Source organism: Bacillus sp. AFS002410 (assembly GCF_002556365.1).
GTDB lineage: Bacteria > Bacillota > Bacilli > Bacillales > Bacillaceae_G > Gottfriedia.
Genome location: NZ_NUEU01000029.1, coordinates 1 through 15,616 on the forward strand (window position 1 = coordinate 1; position 15,616 = coordinate 15,616).

12 protein-coding genes are annotated in these 15,616 nt (G+C 36.1%); 2 read left to right on the forward strand and 10 right to left on the reverse strand.

Going from position 1 to position 15,616, the window contains the following annotated elements; genetic code table 11:
* Positions 1-226: 226 nt before the first annotated feature.
* From CN692_RS16835 to CN692_RS16865, 7 genes are all read right to left on the reverse strand, one after another.
* Positions 227-1,807, reverse strand: coding sequence for a hydantoinase/oxoprolinase N-terminal domain-containing protein (locus tag CN692_RS16835; RefSeq protein ID WP_098120331.1), 1,581 nt, complete (start codon positions 1,805-1,807; stop codon positions 227-229).
* Complete coding sequence (locus CN692_RS16840; protein WP_098120332.1) at positions 1,807-2,901, reverse strand: DUF917 domain-containing protein; 1,095 nt, start codon at positions 2,899-2,901, stop codon at positions 1,807-1,809. Before CN692_RS16840 ends, CN692_RS16835 begins: the two co-directional genes overlap by 1 nt.
* A 29-nt stretch (positions 2,902-2,930) precedes the next feature.
* Complete coding sequence (locus CN692_RS16845; protein ID WP_098120333.1) at positions 2,931-4,250, reverse strand: purine-cytosine permease family protein; 1,320 nt, start codon at positions 4,248-4,250, stop codon at positions 2,931-2,933.
* A 45-nt stretch (positions 4,251-4,295) separates the two neighbouring features.
* Entirely contained in the window at positions 4,296-4,889 is a 594-nt protein-coding gene (locus tag CN692_RS16850; RefSeq protein WP_098120334.1) for a TetR/AcrR family transcriptional regulator, read from the reverse strand.
* Between the two features lie 601 nt (positions 4,890-5,490).
* Positions 5,491-6,621: a CaiB/BaiF CoA transferase family protein gene (locus tag CN692_RS16855; RefSeq protein ID WP_098120335.1), complete on the reverse strand. Its 1,131-nt coding sequence runs from the start codon at positions 6,619-6,621 to the stop codon at positions 5,491-5,493.
* A 157-nt stretch (positions 6,622-6,778) separates the two neighbouring features.
* Entirely contained in the window at positions 6,779-7,960 is a 1,182-nt protein-coding gene (locus CN692_RS16860; protein WP_098120336.1) for a lipid-transfer protein, read from the reverse strand.
* Between the two features lie 49 nt (positions 7,961-8,009).
* On the reverse strand, positions 8,010-9,188 hold the full coding sequence (locus CN692_RS16865) for an acyl-CoA dehydrogenase family protein (protein ID WP_098120337.1): 1,179 nt from the start codon (positions 9,186-9,188) through the stop codon (positions 8,010-8,012).
* A gap of 412 nt (positions 9,189-9,600) precedes the next feature.
* Here CN692_RS16865 and CN692_RS16870 point away from each other — a divergent pair, with 412 nt between their 5' ends.
* Entirely contained in the window at positions 9,601-11,748 is a 2,148-nt protein-coding gene (locus CN692_RS16870) for a sigma-54-dependent Fis family transcriptional regulator (protein ID WP_098120338.1), read from the forward strand.
* 98 nt (positions 11,749-11,846) lie between these two features.
* Here the strand turns inward: CN692_RS16870 and CN692_RS16875 are convergent, their stop codons facing one another.
* The 3 genes from CN692_RS16875 to CN692_RS16885 are packed head-to-tail and all read right to left on the reverse strand — an operon-like array spanning position 11,847 to position 15,013.
* Positions 11,847-13,373 (reverse strand): class I adenylate-forming enzyme family protein, encoded by a 1,527-nt coding sequence (locus CN692_RS16875; RefSeq protein WP_098120339.1) that lies wholly within the window; start codon positions 13,371-13,373, stop codon positions 11,847-11,849.
* Positions 13,374-13,416: 43 nt separating this feature from the next.
* Positions 13,417-14,193, reverse strand: coding sequence for an enoyl-CoA hydratase/isomerase family protein (locus CN692_RS16880; protein ID WP_098120340.1), 777 nt, complete (start codon positions 14,191-14,193; stop codon positions 13,417-13,419).
* 49 nt (positions 14,194-14,242) lie between these two features.
* On the reverse strand, positions 14,243-15,013 hold the full coding sequence (locus tag CN692_RS16885) for a 3-hydroxyacyl-CoA dehydrogenase (protein ID WP_098120341.1): 771 nt from the start codon (positions 15,011-15,013) through the stop codon (positions 14,243-14,245).
* Positions 15,014-15,334: 321 nt separating this feature from the next.
* On the opposite strand from CN692_RS16885, the gene CN692_RS16890 reads away from it, so the two are divergent.
* Positions 15,335-15,517, forward strand: coding sequence for a hypothetical protein (locus CN692_RS16890; protein ID WP_098120342.1), 183 nt, complete (start codon positions 15,335-15,337; stop codon positions 15,515-15,517).
* Positions 15,518-15,616 lie beyond the last annotated feature (99 nt).

Below are 15,616 nucleotides of genomic sequence, written 5' to 3' on the forward strand. Positions count from 1 at the left end.
TTTTAGACTAACTTAAAAAAACATTACTTTATCAATAAAAATCAGCTGTTTATCAACAAAGTTCACTACTTTATCAATAAAGTTCACACTGTGTTCGGAATACTAAACATAAACTTCATTTGTTTGACCCCATTTATAAAGCAAGACGATGTACTTTATGAGCAGACTTCTACCCTTTACGCACAAAAAAGGCACCCCAAAAAAGAAGGTGCCCCAAAAATCAATATCAAACCAATTCATTAACCTCAACCTGCGCCAAATCCCCAGCTGCCTTCACTCTTACACGAGTCGCATTACCAGGCAAGTAAGCAAGTGGCACATCTTCAATATCAACGATCACCAAATTATCAGGATCTGCCCCAGCTTTAATCGCTTCTTGTTTTGCTTCATCTTTTGCCATTTCCAATGCTTGTTCACGCGTTAATTCTACTAATTTGTAAATTCGTTCTACTTGACCACTTACCTGTGAAATGGCCGCTCCAATTGCATTAGCTACACCTGAATGTTGTGGGCGGATCACTTCTGATGCTCCTTTTAAGTCTTCAGGAAGCAGTATGCTACCGCCACCAACAAGAATAACTGGCACATCTTCAGCGCTAGTTTTCATTTTATCGATTGCTTCTTCAACTAGCTCTACCATTTTTGCATAAACTTTATTTAATATCTCTTTATCTAAATGAGCTACTTTTGATGCGTCGCCTAGTTCTACTTTTCCAAGTGCTACGGCCACGTCTGTTGTAGTTAAAGTATCCCCACCGAAAATTAAGCTTTTTTCTGGAAGGCGATAGCCGACACTGTCAGGTCCAACGGTGAATTCTCCGTTGTCTTTAATGCGAATAATTGTACCGCCGCCAAGTCCGATTGAAATTAGGTCAGGCATACGGAAGTTAGTGCGTGCTCCACCAATTTCTACTGCTAGTGAAGATTCACGTGGGAATGATTGAATTAACACACCAACATCGGATGTTGTTCCACCTACATCTACAACGATTGCATCTGAGCTTTTAGTCAGGTAAGATGCACCACGTAATGAGTTCGTTGGACCACATGCGATTGTAAAGATTGGATATTTCACTGCGTATTCTACGGACATTAATGTGCCATCGTTTTGGCCGAAAAATACTTTTGCTTCAATTCCTTCATTTTTTAATGCATTTATGAATCCATCAGCCGCTGTTTTTGCAACATCCACAACTGCGGCATTGATAATCGTAGCATTTTCACGTTCTAGTAATCCTACTGAACCGATTTCTGATGATAAAGAAACAGCTACATTCTCTCCAAGAACTTCCTTCATAATTTCACTTGCTCTTTCTTCGTGTTCTTTCGATACAGGTGAAAATACTGAAGTAATTGCTACAGAATCAACTTTCCCTTCGATTTCATGCGCAATTTGATACAAATGTGCTTCATCTAAAGAGACAATTTCTCTTCCATCGAATTCATGTCCACCGCGAACTAAATAGATATGCTTTCCGAACGCCGCACGTAGTTCATCAGGTACACCGATTAGCGGTTTTACGGCTAAAGTTGCAGGAGCACCGATCCGAATTGCTGCGATTTTATTTAGTCTTTTTCTTTCTACGATTGCGTTTGTACAATGTGTTGTTCCTAGCATTGCGTATTTAATTTGTTCTCTTGGTACATTCGCATCGCCGATAATTTTCTTTAATGCTGTATAAATCCCTGTTGCTACATCTTCTGTTGTAGGTGATTTTGTTTCGGACACTACTTGATTGTTTTCATCTAAAAGTACTGCATCTGTGTGTGTTCCACCAACGTCGATTCCAATTCTGTATGTACTCATTATAATGTCACTCCTTTTTTAACAAGTTCTTCTACTGGAATATAGTCAACATCGTAGCCAAAGTATTTTGGTCCAACGGTTTCAATTCCTTTTTCCGTTCTCCATTTTGGATTACAAGGAATGCCAACTACTACGCATCTTGCACCGTATCGAATGCCTTCAGTTGTAATTGGGAGTCCTGTTTCTGCATCAAGCACTGCAATTAAATCAGGCGTTACACAAAGTAGACGTTGTTCTATTTGTGCTAGTAAGTGCTCATTTTGGAAACGAACTTCAAGTGTTTCTCCTTTATAATCATTAATGCCTTCGAATGTAGCGATCCCTTTTGCAAATCCACTTTCAGTTTTTCGATTAATGTCAGTTACTTTTCCTCGGAACAATTCAAAGCCGTTTGCACATTTTAACGCTTCTGATACTGGATCTGCGTTGTTTTGTTTAGCAAGTCTGATTGCTCTTCCTAAGTTTTCTTCAAGCTGAAGGATGTTTCGAATTCCACTATCTTTTAAATTTTTTCCTGACATCGGGTAAATGGCAGTCATAACAGATCCACCCATTTCAATTGTTGCTGCACGGGCAATTCGTTCAGTCCATAGATTGTTGATCGTTGAAAGTACCGAAGTATTTCCTTTCTCATCAGCAAGAACCATTGGTGTTGCTGAAACGCCATCAAGATAAAACGTAACCATTTGCAATTCTGGGAATGCTCTTCCCATACCATCTACATCAACGACAGGTATTCCTAGTCTTGCAGCTAGTGCAAGAGGTAGCATGGAGTTCAGACCACCTGCTTCAATTGGCATCGTTGCATATATTTTTTTACCTAAATAAGATTCGAGATTTTGAAATGCGACAATTGCTTCTTCTCCACTTGGTGCTTTTTCTAGCATGACAGTTGGCGCACCCATCATCGCTGACGGTACGACTAATGCATCATCTGGCACTTCATCTACATCTAATAAAGTAATTTCACCATATTCTTCAATTGCTTGAAGAGCCATTAGCTTTCCTATGTAAGGGTCGCCCCCTCCTCCTGTACCTAGTAAGGCAGCACCTACTGCAATATCTTCAATTTCTTGTTTACCTATCTTTCTCATTTTCAGAATACCCCCAACATTCAGAATTTTTAAGCTGTAATTTTTTCATCCACAACTCGTTTATTTTTAATTGCTTTCAAAATTAAAACTCCAACGTAATAAATGATGCCACTTACTACAAGTGAGTTAATCGATGGAATACCCAATTTAACAAAATATCCAGCTGCAAATCCTGCAGCCCATGCAATGAATGTCACTGGATTAAATCTTTCTGGCTCAGCCGGTAAAGTTCCCTTCTCCCTACTTTCATCCAATGCTTTTCGATGAGTTTTTAACACAAAGTAATCAATGACCATAATACCTGCAATCGGTGGAATCATGACGCCAAGGAAAACTAGAAAATCAACGAATCGATCAAGAATACCAAGAATAGATAATAAAGTTCCGATTAAACCAATTACAAGTGTTACAATTCCACGATTTACTTTTACTTTAAAAATCGTATCGATAATATTTGTAAATCCTAGAGATGAAGAATATAAGTTCAAGTTATTGATTTTTACTGTTGAGAAAACAACAACTGCTGCGCCTATCCAACCTGATGTTTGAAGCATAATACTAACAACATCACTAGTTTTTGCTGCGTGTGACATTAATACAGCAATCATACTAACACCTAATTCTCCAACTATAGTACCAATCGTTGTCATCCAAAAAACATCTTTTCCGCTTCGAGCAAATCGACTAAAGTCTGGTGTAATTACAGCACCAATCATAAATCCTCCGGCAACCATTGTTGCACCAACTCCAATTGATAATGCACCACCTGGAGGAGGAGATCCTATTAAACTAAAAATCGAATGATCACTAAGAACATTATAAACACCAAATCCTACTACAATTAGAAAAGCTGGAACTGCAACTTTTGCTGTTAGACTTAATAATTTAAATCCAAAAATAACTAAAGCAGTTACGGCTATTCCAGTCAGTGCAGCAGCAACGGGAAGAATTAATTTGCCATTGGTTGCCTCGACTAATCCATTCGCAAATACGGAGTTCTGTACTCCAAACCAGCCGATACAACAAATCGAAACGACAAAGCCGATAATACTGGAGCCATATCTTCCGAATCCAGTCCAACGAGATAATAGACTAGTAGAAAGACCTTCACGTGCTCCAGCGTATCCTAATAGGAAACTAACAATTTGTAACAAAACGCTTCCGAACATAGTCGCCCAAAACGCCTGCCAAAATGTCATCCCAAATCCTAATGAAGCACCTAACATAAACTGAGATAATGTTGCTAGAGCACCAACTCGTACAAGCATAATATCCCACATCGGTAATCGCGCCGACTTCGGAACTCTAGATAGTGAATAATCATCTCCAATAGTTGATTTACTTGCCATTTCTCTAAACCTCCCCATTTTTTTAACCAATTTGTAGACTAATCTTTATTTTTCAATGCCATTCCAAAATTGATTAAACGTAATATCTAATCTTGCATAAATTTCTTCCTCACTGTGTCGGTGCATTTGCCAAAACAGCCCGTCCATTATGCATTGGAATGACAATGCTAACGCATGACTATCAGACTCTTTTATTTCGCCATTTTCAATACCTTGTCTAAAAATTTCGGAAAGAATTTTATATTCATTTAATTCCATTGAACCGAATCTTTTTATAATATCTTCCTTTATAATCTCTGGTGGAGATGTCATAAGTCGTACGATAATTTTAGCTTTAAGATCCTCCTTATATTGAAAATCGATCGCTGATTTTAAAATTGAATAAAGCTGAACTTTTTTAGATTGGGTGTTTTTAAGCTGCGATTCAACAATTGATAAATGCCCGTTTAATGCATCCTTATAGACAGCTAGAAAAATATCATCCTTTCCTTCAAAAAAAGCGTAAATAGAAGGTGGCTTAATCCCTACTTCATTAGCAATTTCTCTAATTGTCATTCCTGAATATCCTTTTTTAGCAAATAACTTTGTTGCTGCTTCTTTAATATTTTCTTTTGTCGATTTTGTTGGTTTAGTAGTCATAGTTAATACAGTCCCCCTATAAAACCTAACTAATGTATGTTAGGTAATGAGTTAAAAAAATAAGAATACTTTCATTCACTCATATTTTTGTATTATCTATAGTTTACAACATTCTCATAACACTTAACTAATGCCCTTTTAGTAATATGAACTCTTTTTCTTTTGCTAGAATAATTTTAAATCACGGCTAACATCACCTACCTAACAAGTGTTAGGTAATTGGGTAAAAAAAATATTCCTTTCTCAGCATGGTGTTAAATGTCATTCCAACAACATCTACCTAACACATGTTAGGTAATAGAATAAAAAAAATACTCACTTATTAGCATTGAGTTAAGTGACACCTTACAACACTTACCTAACAAACGTTAGGTAAAAAGGTAAAAAAAATGATTCCTAAACCAAGTCCTCCATTCTCTAAAAAAATGTATTGTAGCTATATTACCACCATAAAACACAGAATTCAACAATTTTTCTGATAATTTTTCAAATAAAATATTAATATAGTAAAATTAACAATTTTTAATTTATTACGAGCCATTCAAGAAACTGAAAAAGGAAACTCGATTAATCTACGAATCTCCTTTTTCATCTACTAAAATTAAACTAATTTACCAATCGTCTCTTCCGTATTCTCTCCAAGCCCTGCCCCAATATGTCTATAGGTAGGAACAAATACATTCGACTTAATTGGGCTTGCGATTTGTTTTTGATAACCACCGTTAGGCTTTGGAACATCAACGATCATATTTCGCTCAACAATTTGTGGATGCTCACTTGCTTCTTTAAGTGTAAGAACTGGTTCAACACAAGCATCTAAAAGTTCAAAAATTGCTTTCCATTCGTTAAATGTTTTTGTGAGAAAGGCATTTCTTACTTCTTCTTTAAACGCCATCTGATCTTCAGATTTTGAACTAAAGCTAAGTTCGATTAGATCCTCTCTTTCGATTCCTACACAAAGTAATTTTCTAAATTGTGGTTCAATACTCCCTACAGAAAAGTAGCGTCCATCTTTTGTTTCATAGTAATCATAAAATGTTCCACCATTTAGCATTGTACTTTCTAGTTCTGGGTTAATTCCACCCATTAAGCAATCTGGTCCCGCTAATGCGTTTAATGCAAAGCTACAATCTGTCATACTAATATCTAGCCATTGTCCTTCGCCAGTTCGGTTACGATAAATAACAGCTGATAATATCCCGATTACACCATGTAATGAACCTCCAGCAACGTCTGCAATTTGAACCCCAGCTGGTGATGGTCCGGTGTTTTTACGTCCAGAATAACTTGCAACTCCTGAAATCGATAAATAATTATTATCGTGTCCTGCGCGATTTCGATAAGGACCCGTTTGTCCAAATCCTGTAATCGAACAATAGATTAGTTTAGGATTAATCAGCTTTAATTCTTCATAGCTTAAACCTAATCTTTCCATTACACCAGGACGAAATTGTTCCATCACAATATCATATTCTTCAATTAATTTTTTTACGATATTAATTGATTCTTCCTTTTTTAAATCCAAAGCAATCGACTGTTTCGATCTGTTTATGTATCCATGTGCAACTGAATCTTTCCCATCTTGTGGATATCCGTCTCGTACTAAATCTGGTCTAGTTGGTGATTCGACGCGTAATACTTCTGCGCCAAGATCTGCTAGCATCATCGTTGCATATGGACCAGGTAATAAAGTTGAAAAATCTAATATTTTTAATCCATTTAGTAGACTCATAAGTTATCTCCTTTACCTCAATAAAATGATATTTCCCTTCAAATCTATGATTTACTTACTTTTATGATGATCATCACGGTCATATGTATATGAATGATACGTCTAGTAAGTTTTACTTTACGACTATACTATTTTAAAAGAATCCCCTTTAAAGCAATTAAGCCTTCTTATACATCGTTACAACAACAGCTCCCCCAAGCCCTAAATTATGTTGTAATGCTACTTTTGCGTTATTCACTTGTCTTTGACCTGCTTGACCGCGTAATTGCCATACTAGTTCTGTACTTTGTGCCAATCCAGTTGCCCCAAGTGGATGTCCTTTTGACATTAATCCTCCAGATGGATTTACTACATATTTCCCACCATACGTATTGTCACCATTATTAATAAATGTTTCTGCTTCACCTTCACCGCAAAGTCCTAAGCCTTCATATGTAATAACTTCGTTTGGTGTAAAACAGTCATGTAATTCAACTACATCAACATCTTGCGGTCCAATACCTGATTTTTCGTATACTTCTTTAGCTGCTCTACGCGTCATGTCTGCTCCAACAATCTGAAGTTCATCTTCATATGACTTAAATGTGTCTGTTGCCATCGCTTGAGCTACTATTTCTACTGCATCTTGTTTCCCATGCTTGCGAGCAAATTCTTCGCTACAAACAATAACTGCAGCAGCTCCGCAAGATGGAGGGCACGCCATAAATCTTGTTAAATATGGTGGATGAATAACTGGTGAGTTCAATACTTCTTCCACTGTTAAAGGCGTATTAAAAATAGCATATGGATTATTCACTGCATGATTTCGTGTTTTAACTGCTACTTTTGCAAAAATATCTGGGTTTGCACCATATTTTCGAACATATGCAGTTCCCGCTGCACCAAATATTCTTGCCGCTCCAGTGTTTTCAGGTGCTCCAGGATCTAATTCATCTAGTCTTTCTAGGAAAGATTGCAACGGATTGGTGCGATCTCCCCATACATTTCCTAATGCTCCCGGCTTCATTTCTTCAAATCCAAACGCTAAAGCACAATCAACTACACCCGATGCAACAGCTTGTCTTGCTAAAAATAGTGCTGTTGATCCAGACGAACAGTTGTTATTGACATTAATAATTGGAATACCGGTCATTCCAACTTTGTATAAGGCTGTTTGACCAGATGTGCTATCTCCATATACATAACTAGCAAATGCTTGTTTAATTTCTTTAAAATCGATTCCTGCATCCTTAATTGCTCCACTAATTGCCTTTGAAGCCATCATTTCATAAGGCTCTTGTTTACCCGGCTTCGTAAACTTGACCATATCTACTCCAATTACTTTTACATTATTATTCATTACTAAATCCCCCTTTTTATAGGCTTCTTTATTTGAACTCTAGCTTTCTTCAAATTCCCAACTTCCCTGCAATAATACTCTTCATGATTTCATTCGTTCCTGCATAAATGGACATGACAGCTACGTCTCGATACCATCTTGCAATCTCGTATTCCTCCATATAACCGTATCCACCATGCAACTGTAAGCATTCATTTGCTGCTTTTTTAGCTAGTTCAGTAATCCACCATTTAGACATCGATACTTCTGTTACTACATTTTCTTTCGCGATATGTTTGACTATTAAATCGTCTAAGAATGTTTGACCAATCTTAATTTCTGTTGCAAGCTCAGCTAATTTAAACTGCGTGTTTTGGAATGATCCTACTGGTTTACCAAATACCTTGCGTTCCTTCACATAGTTCAGTGTTATATCGAGAATTCTTTTTGCACTATTTAATGCAGTAATTGAAATCATGAGTCTTTCTTGTTGAAGTTTTTCCATTAAATAATAGAAACCTTTATTTTCCTCACCAAGTAAATTTTCAACTGGCACTAAAGCATCCTCAAAAATAAGTTCTGCCGTATCTTGCGCATGCATACCTATTTTATTTAGCTTTTTACCTCTTTTAAAGCCTGGAGTTCCTTCCTCAACGACAATTAAACTTATTCCTTTATGTCCAGGTACTGCTTTTTGATCTGTTTTAACAGCCACTATAATTAAGTTTGCTAAAATACCATTTGAAATGAAGGTTTTCTCTCCATTTAATACAAAATAATCACCTTGTCTCACTGCTGTCGTTTTGATCGCAGCAAGGTCAGATCCCGTTCCAGGTTCTGTCATTGCAACTGCTGACATAATTTCTCCGGATACTGCACCTGGAATCCAGCGTGATTTCTGTTCTTCATTTCCGTAATTTTGAATATACGGCATAATAATATCATTATGAAGACCAATAGCCGCTGATTGGCCAATACCAATATTGACTAGTTCTTCTGTCATCACAACACTGTATCCAAAATCTGCGTTTAACCCACCGTATCTTTCATCAGCCCACGGACATAAAAATCCTTGTTCACCAAGTTTTTTCCAAAAAGTTAACGGAACTAGTCGATCTTCTTCCCATTGATCAATATAAGGAACTGCCTCTTTCTCTAAAAACTTTTTAAAAGCTTGTCTAAAAATTTGATGCTCTTCTCCTAAAAATCTTCTTGTTGTTTGTTTTCCTTCTGATGCTACTTTTGACATTAGAATGACCTCCTAGAAATTTAAGTTAAGTTCCTCTATAAAGATAATTAGCAAAATGTATGCCAAACTAAAAATCTTAGTTAATATTGCTCCAACCGTTCATGTCGCATATTTTTGTCTACAATCTAGGACATCCTCTTTAATTAATGTCCATTTTTTTCGTAATAGTGTCCGATTTTATGAACAGTTGTTTTTTAGGGATCGATGAGTCGTTTATTAATGATTTTCTTCTATATTTTCCAAGTAGTCATTTTCACCCAATTACCAATTTAATCTGACTAATTTTGTCTATAAATTAAGACAGTTGTTTTCTAAAAAACACAAATAAACTAAAAATTTGTAAAATTTCAAAGGATTTTGATGTCTAATATTGAATAATGTAATCAAATGAAAAACTAGGAGAGAGATAAATATGTTGGTTAGAGAGGCAATGACACATAAAATAAAAACGCTTACAAAAGCAAGCACCCTTCGTGAAGCTATCCAAATATTTCATGATCTTAAAATTGGTATTATTCCTGTTGTAGATGAAAACAATCAACTTTTAGGAGCTTTTTCACGCTCCTTGCTATATCGTGCCTTATTAGAAGATTTTCCGTTAAACGAAAAGATTGAGTCATTATTCTTAAGAGATGTCATTACAGTCTTTGATAATGAAAGATTAATAGAAAGTACAAAAGTCTTAAAGGAGCACCAAATAGCTAATACAATCGTCGTTTCAGAAAAAAATGATGTATTAGGTATCCTTTCCCAAGCGGACATTAATCGTTCCTCTCGGTTAGGCTTTGATGCATTTGGAGATACGATAAATTCTTTGCTCAGACATATGCACACAGGGGCATTGGCAATTGATCATGAAGGATTGATTTCGGTAATGAATTCAGCAGCAGAAACAATGTGTGGCCGTTCATGTGAGACGTCTATTGGTATGCCGCTCGAAAATATATTCCCTGATTTACACGATATTTTATCATCTCTAGAGTTTACTACTGAGAAGTTTGTTCTCCGTCATGTTACGATTAATGAAAAAAAATTACTTGTTACTTGTAACATACTTTCCGCTTATGATTATTCTTGGGCCGGGCTAATTTTAATTCAAGAATTAACAGAATACGAAACAATTGCGGACGAACTTGAAATAACAAAAAGATTAGAACAAACATTACAAACGATTACAGAATCCTCTAATGATGGATACATTTTAATCGATCATAAAGGAACTATTCGATTAGCAAATAAACATGCTTGTGAGGTCTTTAACACCACTCAAAAGGCCTTACTAAATCAACCTGTTCAGGAACAAATTCCTGAAATGAGATTGGAGACCGCACTAACTGGTGAATTTACAGGCGAACAAATTGAAGCAGTTAAAATTGGCAAAACTCAATGCCTTATTGGAAAAATACCACTCGTTTATAAGGATCAAATTGTTGGTGCTGTCGGGAATATACGCTATAGAAATTTAAACAATTGGAAAAATGTCATGAAGCGTCTTGATTCTTTAGAAAAAGAAGTTTCATATTATCGAACTGAACTTTCCAAATTTAATGGAACGGAATTTGATCTTGAAGATATTATTTCTCAAAATAAAAGTATGTCAGAGCTAAAACAGTTTGCAAGACAAGTAGCAAATGGATTTTCTAATATACTCTTACTAGGAGAAAGTGGTACTGGAAAGGAACTTTTCGCTCGCGGAATTCATAACTCATCGAATAGGCGCGGAAAATTCGTAAAAATAAATTGTGCTGCTGTGCCGAGTGACCTTTGGGAATCTGAATTTTTTGGTTATGCAGATGGTGCCTTTACAGGTGCAAAGCGCGGAGGAAAAATAGGAAGATTTGAACAAGCAAATAATGGTACTTTATTCTTAGATGAAATTGGTGATATGCCATTATCAATGCAGGTCAAACTACTTCGAGTACTTCAAGAGCGTGAATTCGAGCGTGTAGGTGGTACTGAGACAATCAATGTAAATGTTAGGATCGTTGCGGCTACGAATAAAAACCTTGAAGAAATGGTAGCTTTAGGAGAATTCCGTGAAGACCTTTATTATCGATTAAATGTCATTGCGATTCAAATTCCATCTTTAATCAACCGAATTGAAGATATCCCTCTACTTGCCAATTCAATTTGCAAAAAGTTTAGTCATTTAATGGGGATCGACAATATTACGATTTCTCCAGAAGTAATGAAAAAACTAAAAGCATATAAATGGCCTGGAAATGTTAGGGAATTAGAAAATATCATTGAAAGAGCGATGAATTGTTTATACGGTAAAGTCATAGAGCTAAAGCATCTACCTGAACATATACGTAATATTGATGAAATTGATGCAGTAAATGAAATACAAATTCAATCTAATCTTGGCCAGGACTCAAAAGAAGTGCTGAAAACTAATTCTACAACAATTCAATATAAACAAAAGATTAATGATGCAGAAAAAGAAGCAATTGAATCGGCATTACAATTAGCAAATGGGAATCGAACAGAAGCGGCTAAACTATTAGGAATTAGTCGCTCACAGTTTTATAAAAAAATGAATTTATATTGTAAAGCATAAGAAATATAAGGACTAAATAGTAATGAGGAATTGTTCACTACAACAATTCCTCTTTTCTTATAACATGAAATCATTTATTTATATCGTAATGTTTCATATTAACCTCTAAGTCTTAACTCTCTTTTTAATATTTTTCCAGATGGGTTTCTCGGTAATGAGGAGACAAATTCGATATATTTAATCCGTTGGAATTTTGCTAGTTTCTGATTACAATATTCCATCAAATGTTCTTCATCAATCTGTGATCCTTCTTTTAAAACAACAACCGCTTTTACGGCTTCTCCCCACTTCTCATCAACAACGCCGATTACTGCCGAGTCCATTACCGAATGATGTGTAAAAATAATTTCCTCAATATCTTTTGGATAAATATTCACGCCTCCGCTAATAATCATATCCTTCTTACGATCAAGCAAATAATAAAAACCATCTTCATCCACTTTCCCCATGTCGCCAGTTTTAAACCAACCATCGGCTAAAAATGAATTCTGCATTACTTCAGGTAGTTTGTAATACTCTTTAAATAAACTTTTTCCCTTAACAACAAACTCCCCTTCTTCTCCAATCCCAACATCTAGCCCCTCATCATTTACAAGACGCACCTCAAAATCCTCTAATTGATGGCCGATACTGCTCGTTTTATGTAAAATGTCACGAGGGCGAAGCTGAAGAAAGAAGCTTGTTTCCGAGCAGCCAAAGTATTCCGTTAAACTTGTTTTAAATTTTTCTAAAATACGTTTTTTTACGGATTCTGCTAATGGTGCCGCTGCTGATAACAATAGTTTTAGAGATGATAGATTATAATCATCAAAGTCTGGAACCTGCAACATCACGACATACTGTGTCGGTACAAAGAATGCCACTGTAATTTTTTCATTCTGTATGATATTTAATATTTTACTTGGTTCAAATTCTCTAGTTAATACTAGTTTACAACCCGTTACCCCTAAGTAAAATGAAGCTAAATTTCCGACACTATGATATAACGGTACGGATATTAGCCAAGTATCTTTATAATTGAAATTCCACTCCGTTGCCGACATTAAGGCGCGATAAATCATAATTTCATGTGTAATCATAATCCCTTTTGGTAAGGACGTAGTTCCAGATGAATAAATCATAGCGGCAACGTCTTTACCAGTCACATCAACATTAGGTGGTTCGATCCAACCGTGCTCAACTAAAAGCTCGTAGCTATGGTATGATGGATAGCTACGACTTCCACCGACGATGATTGTGGAGCTACTAGTGACCGTATGTAAAACATCCAAAACATGTTCAAATGCTTCTAATCGTTCAGCTTCAACAATCGCATGTGTAGCATCCGAACTATTCACTAATGTTCGTAAATCATTTCCTTCAATCATATAATTGATTGGTACTGCTACTGCTCCAGCAGTTGAAAGCGCATAAAAAATTTCGATCATCTCTATTCGGTTCCTCATATATACTGCGACATGTGATCCCTTTTTAACTCCTACCTCTATAAGTGAATTAGCTAAAGCATTTACTCTTTCATAAAATTCCTTGAATGTTCTTCTAGTATCCTCGTAAACTACCGCGATGTCATTTGGCTTATTTTTCGCATATATAGGTAATCGTGAATGTAAACAACCTAGCTCCATTTTTCATGTCACCCTTTACAAATGCATATTATTTTTTACTAAATTATTTTCCTTGATACTGTGGTCGTCTTTTTTCGATGAATGCTCCAACACCTTCTTTAGCATCCTCCGTTAGAAAAAGCTCTTGGAATAATTCAGCCTCTCTTTCTAATGCTTTTTGAAATGGTAATTCCAATCCTTCATCGACTGCCTTTTTAATATTTCTAACAGCGACAGGTCCATTTTTACAAATTTTCTTCGCAAGTTGAAGACCTGCTTCTAATCCTTGACCTTTAGGTACTACTCGGTTTACAAGGCCAATTTTCATCGCTTCATTAGCCGTAAGATGTTCCCCGGTGAAAAGTAATTCCTTCGCTCTTCCTTCTCCAATTAAACGCGGTAGCCTTTGAGTACCTCCCGCTCCTGGTAATAATCCAAGTGTACACTCCGGAACTCCGATCATTGCTTGTTCTTCAGCTACTCGAAGATCACAGGCGATGGCTAATTCGCAACCGCCCCCAAGTGTATATCCATTTAAAATGGCAATCGTTGGCTTAGGAGAAAAATCGATGCGATTAAACACCTCATGTGTTTCCATAAACGATGCGATTAAATTGGCATTCCCTATTTTTTGTGGGAAATCTTTTATATCCCCACCTGCCACAAATGCTTTCTCACCTGCACCTGTAATCAAGATTGCTAAGATACTACCGTCAGCATTAAGTTCTGAAAATGTAGTACCTAATTCGGTAATTACCTCTGGACTCAACGTGTTCATTGGAGGATTATCGATCGTTACAATCGCAATTTGATTTTGCTTTTCTACTTTAACTAATGTCATTTTTAATCACCTCATAAAATGTAATTTATTAAAATTGAATCGTTACTAATTACTTAGGTTGCATACGAATCGCACCGTCTAAACGAATGACTTCACCATTTAACATTGGATTTTCAATAATTGATTGAACAAGATGAGCATACTCACTAGGATGACCTAACCGTTTAGGGAATGGTACCATTGCACCTAATGCTTCTTTTACATGGTCAGGAGCGCTATCAAGTAATGGCGTTAAAAATAACCCAGGTGCAATCGTTAAAACTCGAATCCCATAGCTTGCTAGATCACGAGCGATTGGAAGTGTCATCCCAACAATTCCGCCTTTAGACGCACTATACGCAGCTTGTCCAATTTGTCCCTCGAATGCAGCAACAGAAGCAGTATTCACGATCACGCCTCTTTCTCCATTTTCATTTGGTTCGTTTTGCGCAATAATTTCTGCTCCTAAACGAATAACATTAAACGTTCCGATTAAATTTACATCGATCACCTTTTTAAAGACTGCTAATTCAAATGGCCCATTTTTACCAAGCGTCTTTTGAGCAGGTCCAATTCCAGCACAGTTTACTACAGCTGTAATTTTCTTAAACTTTTCTACCGCTTGATTTAAAGCAAATTTTACTTCCTCTTCCTCAGCAACATTCGTTTTAATAAAAAGGACATTATCAGAACCAAGCTCTTCAACTAAGCTATTTCCTCTTTCAACGTTCAAATCAAGAATTAGCGCTTTACCTCCATTTGCTACCGTATTTCTTACTGTCGCTTCCCCTAATCCTGACGCTCCACCTGTAACCGCAACAACACTATTTAATAAATCCATATTTACACACTCCATTTTTGTATTTTTTACTAAACCCCTCTGAAAACCCTCCTACAAAAAATATCAAGCTATACTAAACTTAATAGCAATAAGTGTGCCAATTAATGGAGTGGTAAAAATAGTGATGTTCCGTATTATCCATTTGCAATTTTGTCTAATTTTCATGACAAAATCTGAATTTTTGTCTCAATAAATACATACCTGTCTTTTTTTCAATACAGTCGCACGCTATTTAATAAAAATTAACAAATAATTTATTTATAGTTTCAATCAAAAAGGATATACTTAAATTATTAAATCCCTATAATAGGAGGAATGAAAATGAACGAAACAGAATTAAAGGAATATCGTACAAATGTCATTTCATCACTAGAGGAAGAAATTGTTTACTATCAAAATCTAATTAAACTAACAAGACATAGCAGACTGAAAGAAAGCCATACATACAATCTTAAATTCATGCAAGAATTATTGGATGCTGAAAAAGCTGACCAAGGTATTTAATGATTACGGGGCACCTTCTACTTGGAGGGTGCCTTTTTTATGTGGGGAATATTGTGTTATTTCGAGTTTCTTCGTTTATTTAGGTGGTTTGATGGGGCA

Excerpts from the sequence above, each read along its gene's own strand:
- CN692_RS16835 (WP_098120331.1), bottom strand. The coding sequence starts at position 1,807 with ATGAGTACATACAGAATTGGAATCGACGTTGGTGGAACACACACAGAT.
- CN692_RS16840 (WP_098120332.1), bottom strand. The coding sequence starts at position 2,901 with ATGAGAAAGATAGGTAAACAAGAAATTGAAGATATTGCAGTAGGTGCT.
- CN692_RS16845 (WP_098120333.1), bottom strand. The coding sequence starts at position 4,250 with ATGGCAAGTAAATCAACTATTGGAGATGATTATTCACTATCTAGAGTT.
- CN692_RS16850 (WP_098120334.1), bottom strand. The coding sequence starts at position 4,889 with ATGACTACTAAACCAACAAAATCGACAAAAGAAAATATTAAAGAAGCA.
- CN692_RS16855 (WP_098120335.1), bottom strand. The coding sequence starts at position 6,621 with ATGAGTCTACTAAATGGATTAAAAATATTAGATTTTTCAACTTTATTA.
- CN692_RS16860 (WP_098120336.1), bottom strand. The coding sequence starts at position 7,960 with ATGAATAATAATGTAAAAGTAATTGGAGTAGATATGGTCAAGTTTACG.
- CN692_RS16865 (WP_098120337.1), bottom strand. The coding sequence starts at position 9,188 with ATGTCAAAAGTAGCATCAGAAGGAAAACAAACAACAAGAAGATTTTTA.
- CN692_RS16870 (WP_098120338.1), top strand. The coding sequence starts at position 9,601 with ATGTTGGTTAGAGAGGCAATGACACATAAAATAAAAACGCTTACAAAA.
- CN692_RS16875 (WP_098120339.1), bottom strand. The coding sequence starts at position 13,373 with ATGGAGCTAGGTTGTTTACATTCACGATTACCTATATATGCGAAAAAT.
- CN692_RS16880 (WP_098120340.1), bottom strand. The coding sequence starts at position 14,193 with ATGACATTAGTTAAAGTAGAAAAGCAAAATCAAATTGCGATTGTAACG.
- CN692_RS16885 (WP_098120341.1), bottom strand. The coding sequence starts at position 15,013 with ATGGATTTATTAAATAGTGTTGTTGCGGTTACAGGTGGAGCGTCAGGA.
- CN692_RS16890 (WP_098120342.1), top strand. The coding sequence starts at position 15,335 with ATGAACGAAACAGAATTAAAGGAATATCGTACAAATGTCATTTCATCA.